The organism is Acinetobacter corruptisaponis (assembly GCF_030053775.1).
GTDB lineage: Bacteria > Pseudomonadota > Gammaproteobacteria > Pseudomonadales > Moraxellaceae > Acinetobacter > Acinetobacter corruptisaponis.
In genome coordinates this window covers 71,034-83,010 of the sequence record NZ_CP125671.1, presented here as the reverse complement: position 1 = coordinate 83,010, position 11,977 = coordinate 71,034, and the positions used below count along the sequence as shown (strand labels likewise).

Here is an 11,977-nt window from a genome sequence, read left to right as displayed (position 1 = left end):
GGGGTAGTCTCTCAGAATATTGACTCTCCGACAAACCCGGTACGGTTCACTTTTATCTGCTCCAGATATGAAATTTTCAACCAGTTTATTCTGATCTAAAAGCTTGTTAGCGGCAGTGTAAAAATGACCCTCTAATGACATTTAAAAACTGCCCCCCCTTGTTGTGTTTTAGTTGTAATTTAGTGGTGACAACTAAGCTGCCGTTGCTAATTCTTCAGCCAATTGCTCCGCCTGCTCCAAGACAGTCTCTGTTGCAAGCAAAGCCATATCAGGTGGATAACCGTACTTCTTCAGCAAGCGTTTCACGATGACTCTGAGTTTCGCTCTCGCAGATTCTTTAATGGTCCAATCCAAGGTTACGTTCTTACGAATCGAGTCTGTGAGGACAACTGCAAGCTCTCTAAGAATATCCTTTTGCATCAGCTCACGAGCACTCTCATTGTCTGCGACTGCTGAGTAGAACGCATATTCGTATTCAGTCAGGTTGAGTTCTTCTGCAAGTTTGTCTGACTCTTGGATTGCCTTAGCCAACTTGATGAGTTCATCAATGACTTCGGCTGCAGTCAGTACCTTGTTCTGATAGCCCTTGATCGCAGAGCTCAGCATATCCATGAGCTTTTTACCTTGGGTGACACTCCGCTGTTCTCTTACCTTGATCTCATCACCAAGGAGCTTCTTCAATGTTTCAAGTGCAATGTTCTTATGCTGATAGCCTTTCATCTCCTGCAAGAACTCATCTGAGAGAATTGAGATGTCTGGCTTCTGGATTCCTGCTGCATCGAAGATGTCGACCACTTGTTCTGTAACAAGTGCTTGGTCAATGGTTTGCTTCACTTTAGCTTCAAGCTCAGCATTACTCATGCCTGAGACGTTGCCTGAGCCATCACTGAACTTCGCAAGTCGCGCTTTCACTGCTTGGAAGAAGGCAACCACTGGTGCTGCTTCCATCGCATGAGGATGAGGCACTGCTAAAGCAAATGCCTGTGACATCGCTGCAACTGCTGTCAGGAAGCGAGTCTTACCTTCTCCTTGGTCTACACCTAAGATGTGTTCTTCTGCTTCAAGGATAATGTTGAGCTTACGAGAAGTATTGGCTGTGAAGTATTCTTGGTAATTGAAGCCATGCATAATGCCATCAATCACTTCGAGCTTCTCTTGTAGAATGGTTGCAGCTTCGTCTTGCACTAATGCAGGGTCACCCTTACCACCTGCTTCAGAGTAAAATGAAAGTGCTTCTTTCAGGTCAGATGCGATACCAAGGTAATCGACAACTAAGCCACCAATCTTATCTTTGTAGACTCGGTTCACTCGTGCAATCGCTTGCATGAGGTTATGGCCTTTCATTGGCTTGTCTATGTAGAGCGTGTGCATACTCGGCGCATCGAAACCAGTCAGCCACATATCACGAACAATCACAAGCTTCAGCTTGTCATCATTGTCCTTCATACGATTGGCCAGGATCTGGCGTTGTTGCTTGGTCGTATGGTGTTTGGCAATCTCCTTACCATCAGAAGCAGATGAGGTCATCACCACCTTGATCACACCATCGTTTAGATCATCGCTATGCCATTCTGGTTTGATCGCTACAATTTCGTTGTAGAGGTCGATAGCAATCCTACGGGACATGCTGACGATCATGCCTTTACCTTGGTTTGCATTGGCTTTAAGACGTTGTTCAAAGTGTTCTACGATGTCTTTGGCAATCGCCTTGATACGCTCTTTACTGCCGATCAGCCCTTCGACCCTTGCCCACTTCGCACGCTCTTTTTGTGTTTGGTTTAAGTCTTCTTCACTGAACTGATCGTCAAAATCTTCGATCAATTCTTTGCCTTCCTCACTGATGGCAATCTTGGCGAGTCGGCTTTCATAGAAGATCCGAACGGTGGCACCATCTTCAACAGCTTGCGAGATGTCATAGATGTCGACATAGTTACCAAACACTGCAGGCGTGTTGACATCGGTCTTCTCAATCGGTGTACCGGTAAAGCCAAGGTAAGTGGCGTTCGGCAAGGCATCGCGCATGTACTTGGCGAAACCATAGACAGTACGCTTACCTACGACTTTGCCCTCATCGTCCTTCACATCGACTTCTTTGGCATTGAAACCATACTGTGAACGATGTGCCTCATCTGCAATCACCACGATGTTGGTGCGGTCTGACAGCAGCTCATAAACACTGCCACCATCTTCAGGTTGGAACTTCTGGATGGTGGTGAAGATCACCCCACCTGAACCAACCTTGAGTAGCTCTTTGAGTTCTTCTCGATTCTCTGCTTGCTTTGGTGTCTGGCGCAGTAATTGGCTGGATGCAGCAAAGGTTCCAAACAGTTGGTCATCCAGATCGTTCCGGTCTGTGATCACGACCACTGTTGGGTTATCCAAAGCCAGGACAATTTTGCCTGTGTAGAAGACCATAGACAGAGATTTACCCGAACCTTGGGTATGCCATACTACACCTGCCTTTTTGTCACCTACTGCCTGCTGTTGAACCAGTTCCAGTTTGCTTCTGCCTTGCTGCTGCATTGCGACTTCTGCAGACTTCGAGTCCGAGTTTACTGCAGATGCACGAATAGTAGAGAGGACTGCTGCATTCACTGCATAGTACTGATGATATGCAGCCATCTTCTTGATGGTCTTAATAGTGATTAAGCCGTTGGCATCTTCTTGCTTATTGGATTCAAACACAATGAAGTGTCTGATCATGTCCAGTAATGTGACTGGATTAAGCAAACCATGTAGTAAGACTTCAAGCTGTGCCTGCGTCTTCTTTGCTTTGGTTTGACCATTAGAAGTCTTCCAAGCCATGTAACGGCTGAGATCTGCTGATACAGTGCCTGCTTTCGCCTCTAAACCATCAGAGATGACGTTGAAAGCATTGTAGGTGAACAGTGATGGGATCTGGCTTTGGTAGGTCTGGATCTGCTTATATGCGCCTTCTACAGTGGCATTCTCATCAGTTGCGTTCTTCAGCTCAATCACTACCAGAGGTAAGCCATTCACATAGATGATAATGTCAGGTCGTCTGGTCCAACGATCTTCTTTGATGGTGACTTGGTTTACGACAAGGAATTCGTTATTGCTTGGATTATTGAAGTCAACAAGCCAGGCATATTCACCTTGGGTGTTTCCATCCTTACTCACTTCAATGTTGATGCCTTCAGTAAGTAAGCGGTGGAATGCCTGGTTGTTGCTAAGCATATCTGGGGAATGCAGATTAGTGACTTGCTTCAGTGCTTCAAGGCACTTGTCTTCATTCAAATGAGGATTGAGACGCTGTAATACCTCAAGCACTTTGGCTTCCAAGATGACCTGCTTATAGCTCCGCAGAGGGTTGCTTCCCTTGGATTCAATCTCTGGTCCATACACATAGGTATAGCCCATTCCCTCCAGTTGCTCTATCGCCATCAGCTCTATGTCTGATTCAGTCATCTTAGTCACTATCCTCCCCCCCCTTGCTCACTTCTTCTTTATTCAGTATGTACGTTGTAGCCGTAATTCGTTGTCATTTCTTCTAGTGTTCCATTGAAATCGCCATGACACGCATGAGCATAAATTTCAGCATCCGACATCAAAACGCCTGGTACACCTAGATCTTTGTTCAATGGGACTACTGTCACTTGTCCTTCCATACGAACTGTCGGCTTCTCAATAGAGCAAGTAATTTGGATTGTATGAGTAGCATCATTCCACTCAGTAGACTCATCCTCCCACCCTTTGCTTCCACCCAACAAGGTCAATTCGATATCTACGTCATTTGGAGTTTGGCTTAATATTTCAAATCCTTTGACCTGTGCAACAGAACATGGATCACGATAGCAAAATTCCATGACTTTACCGACTTGAGCACCAGAGTGATTAAAGACCGTTTGAGATATTGTTGGTCGATCTTGTACTTTTGCCTCAAGTACTTGTTCGCTTGATGTATCTTGAAGATTAGATTCTTGATCCAAAGCAACTGAATTCTGATCTAGGTCTAAAGCTAATTTGGTTACCTTCCAACTTAAGCCATTACGATGCATAATGACTTTCAGCTTCTTGTCTGTATCCAATCGCTTAAGCGTTAACTCAAAATCATTAATAGTTAAATATCGAGTACTCGACTCAAACTTTACATTCTGTTCTTGCTTGACATCTTCAGTTGCCAAATCTTGCTTAATTGCATCACGAATATCCTTACCTTGAAGCATGAGTGTTACACCCTCAGGTGTCACCATGGCATCAACGACTTTATCCACCATAGCAACAGCCAACATTTCACCTAATGCTTCCCAACCATCACTATTGCTATTCGCCATGTCCTTCATAACACTGGCTTTCACCTGAGATTTAAAGCTTTCTCGAACGCTTGGATAGTCAATGTAGGTTGATAGCTTTTCAGTATCACCTGCTTCTGCTGCTTTCTTAATGTTATTGATGGCAAGATATGGCGAAGCATACAAATAGCCACAGATCACGACTACAATTGCAATTAAAGCCCCTAGCAGCTTCTTGTTCATGGTTTACCCCTTGATGTAAAAAAGGTGAAGCCATCAAATGACTTCACCTTAATGTTATGCAACTTCTTCTGTTTGGTATTGGACTCTCACTTCACCACTCATCAACTTTGGTAGAAGCGTGTCTCTTAGGTTTTCGAGTGTTTGGATTTGCTTGTTGTTGGCACTTTGCTTTAACAAAATGTCATCTAATAGTCCAATCAGATTATCCAAATCTGACCCTTGTGGTAAACGCAGCTCAAGATCAGCCACTTGATCAAATGTAATTTGAGGGAATGTACCTGACCTAGACTCAGCTAATACTTGCAACCAGTCTGTAACCTGCTTATTAGTCAAGTAGAAGTACAGCAATCCTATCAAATTGGGTTGTTTTGCTCTTAAAACCATTAGTTTAGTTGAAACAACATAGTTATCCGCATCAAAGTCGATTAGCGCATAACGACCATTAGCTGGACGAATTTCACTAAAGAGGATATCCCCTTTTTTAATACTTTTCTTAGCTTGACCTGGTAAGCCTTTTACCTCTGATAATTCATGTATAAGAACCTTACCCTTGTATATGTCTGAGGTATTCAGAAAGACTACTTGAGGATTTGGAAACTTATGTGTAACTGAGATTGTCTCAAGGTAATCCCCCAATAAGTATAATCCATCATTTTGCTCATCCTCCCTAGGCAACACATGTTGAATCAACAGTGTTTCAGCCATAGCTTCCAAGATTTTGTTCTGACGATGCAGTAAGTCAATCTTGTCATCTAATGATGAAAGGACTGAGGCAATGGCTTTTTGTTCAAGGAGGGGTGGAACTGGTACACACATTTCCTTCAGTGAAGTTAATGGGTTACTTATCGAAGGGACACCAACTTGGGATTCATACTTGAGAATTTGGTATTGTCCATATTCAGACTTAAAGAAGTAAAACAGAAACTCACTATCCATGATTTCATGGTTAACTGTAAGCTTCATACCTGATTGTGAAATTACATAACGAGGGTATTTGTTCTCAGGAATTAGAGCTACCTGTCCTATAGTCCCACGATGTGTGAACACTAGGTCATTAGGTTGGCAGTTACTCCCCAATAGCTCGTCTGCTTTTTCCTCTGTAAGAAAGACAAACTCACCATCTACAAATTTAGCAAAGTTCATATTAGTGCCTCGAATAACGGGGACACCACTTTCTACAAAGTTATCTGCTTTAATATTGGAACCAAACGGTCCCATGGCTATTGCTCGTTTTGCTTCATTTTTGATATCAATGACTTGCTTCACTTGCCATTCAATAGGAATTTCACCAAATTCGGTCTGATGCTTCATACAATCACCTTTGCCAAGTTCTCAGCAATGGCTTGATTCAGCTTAGCTTCCTCTGCAAGCTGTGCCTCAAACTCTGCCTTAAGGCTAGTAAAGCGTTCCTTAAAGTCAAACTCATCTTCATCATCCGCCAAACCAACATAACGACCTGGGGTGAGTACATAGTCAAGCTCAGCCACTTTTTCAAGCGGTACAGAAGCACAGAAGCCAGCAACGTCTTCATACTCACCATCTTGGTTTCTCCAATTGTGGTAAGTGTCAGTAATCAACTTAATGTCTTCATCCGACAAAACCTTGGTTCTGCGGTTAATCAGATGACCTAAGTTACGAGCATCAATGAACAGAATCTCATTGCTACGGTCTTTGTACTTGGTTGAACCAACACGGTCACGACGCATAAACCATAAGGCAGCAGGAATCTGTGTATTCAGGAACAGCTTGGCAGGCAGATTCACAATACAGTCAATGACATTGGCTTCTGAAACCAAGGCTTTACGAATCTCACCTTCACCACTGGTTTTAGAGGTTAAAGCACCTTTCGCAAGGACTACACCTGCCTGACCTTTAGGACTCATGTGATACAAGAAGTGTTGCATCCAGGCAAAGTTCGCATTACCTGCAGGTGGTACACCCAATGACCAACGAGCATCTTCTTTAAGTAAGTCACCACTCCAGTCAGACACGTTGAATGGTGGGTTAGCAATGATGTAATCAGCCTTAAGGTCTTTGTGAGCATCATTAAGAAATGAACCCTCAGAGTTCCATTTCACATGCTCTGAGTTAATGCCACGAATGGCTAAGTTCATCTTAGCGAGTCGCCAAGTGGTCTGGTTACTCTCTTGTCCATAGATCGAGATGTCATCTACTAAGCCTTGATGAGACTCTACGAACTTCTCAGACTGAACAAACATACCACCTGAACCACAGCAAGGATCGAATACACGTCCTTTGTATGGCTCTAACATTTGAACCAATAAACCAACAATAGACTTAGGCGTGTAGAACTGTCCACCTTGCTTACCTTCAGCCAAAGCGAACTCACCAAGGAAGTACTCGAATACATGCCCTAGCACGTCGGCAGAGCGAGATTTCGCATCGCCTAGAGCAATGTTACCAATCAGGTCAATCAGCTCTCCTAGGCTCGTAGAATCGAGATTTTGACGTGCATAGACCTTAGGAAGTACACCCTTCAATTGAGGGTTGTCATTCTCAATAGCTTCCATTGCTTCATCGACGAGCTTGCCAATGTTAGGTTGTTTTGCTTGGTTTAACAGGAATGACCAACGTGCATTCTCTGGAACAAAGAAGACGTTGTATGCCGTGTATTCATCACGGTCTTCTGGGTCAGCTCCTGCAAACTCTCCCTCACCTTCTACGAGTAAGTTGTAGTGAGCTTCAAAAGTGTCGCTGATATATTTGAGGAAGATCAAACCAAGGACGACATGCTTGTACTCAGCAGCATCAATGTTCTTGCGAAGTTTGTCTGCAGTCTTCCATAACACAACCTCTAAGGGTTCTTGTTTGGTTTGCTTTGGAGCACGAGCCATAAAATCAACCTGTAATGAATAGCTTATCTAATTTTAGTAAGGGAATAGTAACCAATTATCTGTGCGTGCGTAAGCATGTAGATGACATTACTTGTCGCATATCTTTGAGATACCGAACTTATCGTAGTACTTGAATCTTGAAAGATTGGTTTTGTATTGATCAGAGATACTTGGATTGCCTCCACCTTTACTCTTACTTGGTTCAGCTTGGACAGGAAACTTGCTGTTGTTACTAAATAAGATGAGTATGTTGCTGAAACTCACCTTTTTTGGGAATGCGAGGATTCTCCAAAACCTTGATCAACTTCTTTTTCAATGGCTGCTTAATACTTGGATTCAGCTTGTTCCATTCTGCTAATGCTTCATCTAAAAAATCTAACTTATAGGTCATCAATATTTACTAGTAAAAAGTGTAGCAAGTTGCTACACAGTCATATAACTTCTTTTCCAAATATTTCATTCAATCGTTTTCTATTTTCTTTTACAAAATTTGGATTATTTTTTAATTTATATTTCATTTCTTTCTTAAATTCACTCATTGAACTGCCAGCTACAGCAAAATCCATTTGGAACATAATATCATTCACTATCACATTTGCTTGAGATTCAGTTAAGCACCCTTCTGTCTTAAACCACTTACTAAACTGTTTATAATTTGGGTCGTTTGCATAGATATACCAAGACCTTACAGTCATATCGAACTTCGCACCTAATTCTTTAACAAGCGCATTATCATCAAAATTGACATCTAAATAGATTTGAGTCTTATCATTAGCATTAGATACAACAACTTCAGTGGCATGCCTATTAAGAATTTTAAATCGAACTCCAACAATAGGTCGACCTTTCTTGATGGTATCGTACTCTAATTGAAGACTAGTCCTTTCATTAATTTCTTCAATAATTTTGTCTAAAACGTATCGTCTAAAATCAACCCAACGATCGTATTTTTTCTCCCCAATATCAATTAATGCTTTGATATTCTCAAGTGAAAGTTCAACCTCATAAGAATCTTGATTAGCATACTTAAATTCATTTTTGATAAAGTATGAATACAAACTCATACTGGTTACAGAGTCCAAAGCAAATAAATCTTTCAATTGATAGGTCGTAAAATTTCCATTTGCTAAACGAGTAAAATACGGAAGTACTTCACTGGTGAAACGTATCTGCAAAGCATTTTTAGCATCATCTTCCCAACGGAGTTCACGAATAATTGGTACTACTGAGTGTACTTTTTTAACTTTACGCTTATTATCATCCACGGGCTCTTCAATTACAAAATGAGCTACTCGTGATGATAATTCTTTATAAATACGATCAATAGCAACATTAATGGAATTCTTTTTATCTAATCCTAATAGTTCGCCTAAATCATCTTTATGCAAATAAATATAAGTTTGCTCTGTAATTTCACGATCTTGATTATTCTTCTCACCATAATTCGCAACAGCCATTGCATAAAGTAGAGCCTTATACTCATTAGATGATAATTCAATTGGTCTAATCAGACGGTTACTAGTGCTGACTACTCCATTATGTCGAATATTACCAATACAATAAGGTAGATGTTCTAATTCTTCTGGTTCGTTGTGATTGCTCATAAGTGGAAAGATTAACATATTTTCTACATGTTATACACAAAAGTGGAAGAAGATGCAAACCGCTCACTATTTTCTCTTCCTTACATTAAATTAACTCAGTTTATGCCCATCAAACACCTTAAGAGTGGAAGAAGTGTCATTATTAAAGTGCAATTTTGATACTATTTAGCCTTATAGTGGAATTAATATAAAATTAAACACTTTTAAGTGACAATCCTTCCACCTTTGATAGTTCATCCGTGTCGCTAAAGCAATCAACTTGAAAGTAGAAGTAGCTTACAACATCACTAAAGTGGAATTACAACTCAAGCATTCCACCATTAAAGTGACAAACCTTCCACCATTCCGATATTCTTGATTATCAAACATCATATTATCAATTAAATTTTATACAAATAGTTTATCCACAGAATAAAAAACATCTAATGACAAGTCTTCCACCTTTATTTCAATAAAAACAAACTTATCAACATCACAAGTAGTTGAATTATATTGTTTTAAATTAAAAAATCCACCTTAAAATAAAGCACAATGACAAGTCTTCCACCACAGTGACAAACCTTCCACTTATCGGTGACAAACCTTCCACTTATCGGTGACAAACCTTCCACTTATCGGTGACAAGCCTTCCACTTATCGGTGACAAGCCTTCCACTTATCGGTGACAAGCCTTCCACTTTAAAAACAATATCTAGTTGTTTTTAAACAAATAAAATTTGTCTAATTATAATTAACTAATTAATACTAATTAATACTAATTAAAATTAGCTAGCTATATTTTTAAAAAAAATTAAGAAATGTTTTTGCTACATCTTTTGAATTTAAAAGATAAAAATATGACAAAGGAACTGTAGCAAGTTGCTACAAATATCTTTATATTAAATGAAATCAAATCAAAGTAAATTCCTTAAGACAAATATGTCAACTAAAATCATTGCTGTAGCTAATCATAAAGGTGGTTGCGGGAAAACAACTACTGTAGTACATCTCGCTTCAGAACTTGCTGAATTAGGAAATAAGGTCTTAGTAATTGATCTAGATCCACAAGCAAATGCAAGTTTACATATAGGATTAAGACACCCTAGCGAAGTTGAAACTACATCAGCTGAATTACTTATTGGTGATATAAGTCTATTATCGGAAGCATTAGAAGAAGAAACAAAATTTAAAAATGTTTCCTTAATATATGGCTCATTAACTCTTGGTAAAACTGAAGATCAATTGAAAGATGATGCACCAAGACCATCCGAGGAACTTTCAAATAAATTAGAAATTCTAGAAGGATTATATGACTACATTCTTATTGATTGCCCTCCGAGCTTAAAATTACTAACCAGCAATGCTTTAGCCGCTTCGACACATGTTATTGTTCCAATTGAATCTGGTTCACAATACGGTCTCTATGGTGTTACTGATTTAATTAATCATTTAAGTAAAATTAGAAGAGTTAACCCTGAATTAGAACTCTTAGGTGCTTTATTAATTAAACATGATGAGCGTCAGAATGTATGTAAATTAATAAAAGATGAAGCATTTAATCAAGTTGGAGAATTATTGCATACCACAATTCCAATGAGCACTAAGGTTAATCAAGCTGCAATTTTGCAACAACCTTTATTATCTGTTGATAAAAACTCAAAAGTTCGAAAAGCTTTTGAAACTTTAGCACAAGAAATTGTTCAGCGTATTGGATAATATAATTCTGGAAATATTATGGTAAGTAATAAAGAGCTATTGGCTAAACGTCTTCAGCAAAATACTCAAAAGCATCAACATGCCCAAAAGGAGCATATTAACGATGTCAAAGAGTTAAGACGTAATGTGCAAATTACAGATATTCAAGCTAGTCCTAACCAGCCTCGAAAACTCTTTAATCAACAAGATATTGAAGATTTAGCAGCATCAATTGAGGAAATTGGGCTATTACAACCAATTGCAGTTCGTAGAATAAATGATAAATATGAGTTGATTGCTGGTGAAAGACGATTGAAAGCCCACCAATTTCTCAATAAGAACACCATTGAAGTAATCATTATTGATGCATCAGATGAAGAAGTTGCTTTATTAACATTAGCTGAAAATTTAAAGCGAGAAGATCTGACAGATTATGAAATATATGTTGGATTAACTTCTTTGGATGAAAAATTAAAAAAAAATAAGCAGAAGTTAGCAAAGTCATTAGGTATGAATCGTGAAGATATGTATAAATATTTATCTTTTGAAAAATTACCTGGAGAGTTGATTGAAGATTTGGAAAAACAACCGTCATTATTAGCAAGGACCGCTGCTACAGCAGTGAAAAAGTTTCTATCAGATCATGAAGAAAACCATGAATATGCTAAAGCAGCATTATTCGAAGCATGGTCAAAATTGCTTAACAAAGAAGTTGAACAGACAAAATTGGCATCACTAGCTGAAAAAATCTTTAAGTCAAGAGAAACCAAAGAAGTTATTCAAACCTCAATTGTACATAAAATTGAATATGGTGGGAAAGTTGCTGGTAATATCAAATTTGACCATAATACATTAAAGGTATCTTTAAAAATCGGACAATTTGATGATCAAAATTTACAAGAATTAGAAACTTTGCTAAAACGAATGTTAGAGAAATAAAGTAAAAAATAGTGTAGCAACTTGCTACACTATTTTTTTGTAATTGAGTAAATTTATATAGGGTGTGTTGACACCTTTAGCTTAAAAAAATAGCGAAGTAGTAAAATTAAATCGCCAAACCCAATTTTACTATTCGCTATGCCTCGTACCATGCTGACAGATCAACACTGGCAAAAGTTGAAAGTTATTCTGCGTAATTTATCCATTCACCACAATTCAAATTTACGCAATTTTATTGAAGCTATTCTATATAGAATTAGAACAGGCTGTCCGTGGCGAGATATTCCTTCCTGTTTTGGTCATTCAAACTCTATTTTCAAACGTTTTAATCGTTGGTCAAGCAGCGGTAAGTTACTTAGATTATTCAAATTACTAGGGCTTGTTGAGAATTAACAAAGGGTACTGATTA

General features: G+C 39.2%; 7 protein-coding genes and 2 pseudogenes. 3 read left to right on the top strand and 6 right to left on the bottom strand.

What is annotated here, in order from left to right:
- Nucleotides 1-192 precede the first annotated feature (192 nt).
- From QLH32_RS19780 to QLH32_RS19755, 6 genes and pseudogenes are all read right to left on the bottom strand, one after another.
- Nucleotides 193-3,429: a type I restriction endonuclease subunit R gene (locus QLH32_RS19780; protein ID WP_262463132.1), complete on the bottom strand. Its 3,237-nt coding sequence runs from the start codon at nt 3,427-3,429 to the stop codon at nt 193-195.
- A gap of 38 nt (nt 3,430-3,467) precedes the next feature.
- A complete protein-coding gene (locus QLH32_RS19775) occupies nt 3,468-4,496 on the bottom strand; it encodes a DUF2939 domain-containing protein (protein WP_283269530.1) in 1,029 nt (342 codons plus the stop codon).
- Nucleotides 4,497-4,550: 54 nt separating this feature from the next.
- Complete coding sequence (locus QLH32_RS19770; RefSeq protein ID WP_262463134.1) at nt 4,551-5,807, bottom strand: restriction endonuclease subunit S; 1,257 nt, start codon at nt 5,805-5,807, stop codon at nt 4,551-4,553.
- A complete protein-coding gene (locus tag QLH32_RS19765) occupies nt 5,804-7,351 on the bottom strand; it encodes a type I restriction-modification system subunit M (RefSeq protein ID WP_262463135.1) in 1,548 nt (515 codons plus the stop codon). Before QLH32_RS19765 ends, QLH32_RS19770 begins: the two co-directional genes overlap by 4 nt.
- Nucleotides 7,352-7,619: 268 nt before the next feature.
- Nucleotides 7,620-7,742 (bottom strand): annotated as a pseudogene (locus QLH32_RS19760) (type II toxin-antitoxin system RelE family toxin); the annotation flags it as partial.
- Between the two features lie 40 nt (nt 7,743-7,782).
- Nucleotides 7,783-8,955, bottom strand: coding sequence for a replication initiation protein (locus tag QLH32_RS19755; protein ID WP_262463141.1), 1,173 nt, complete (start codon nt 8,953-8,955; stop codon nt 7,783-7,785).
- Nucleotides 8,956-9,873: 918 nt separating this feature from the next.
- Here QLH32_RS19755 and QLH32_RS19750 point away from each other — a divergent pair.
- The 3 genes and pseudogenes from QLH32_RS19750 to QLH32_RS19740 all read left to right on the top strand — a co-directional run.
- The gene (locus QLH32_RS19750) at nt 9,874-10,650 is read left to right on the top strand and encodes a ParA family protein (RefSeq protein ID WP_019383547.1); all 777 of its coding nucleotides are present in this window, start codon (nt 9,874-9,876) and stop codon (nt 10,648-10,650) included.
- 18 nt (nt 10,651-10,668) lie between these two features.
- On the top strand, nt 10,669-11,568 hold the full coding sequence (locus QLH32_RS19745) for a ParB/RepB/Spo0J family partition protein (protein ID WP_262463137.1): 900 nt from the start codon (nt 10,669-10,671) through the stop codon (nt 11,566-11,568).
- Nucleotides 11,569-11,706: 138 nt separating this feature from the next.
- A pseudogene (locus QLH32_RS19740) lies at nt 11,707-11,943 on the top strand (transposase); the annotation flags it as partial.
- Nucleotides 11,944-11,977: the final 34 nt, after the last annotated feature.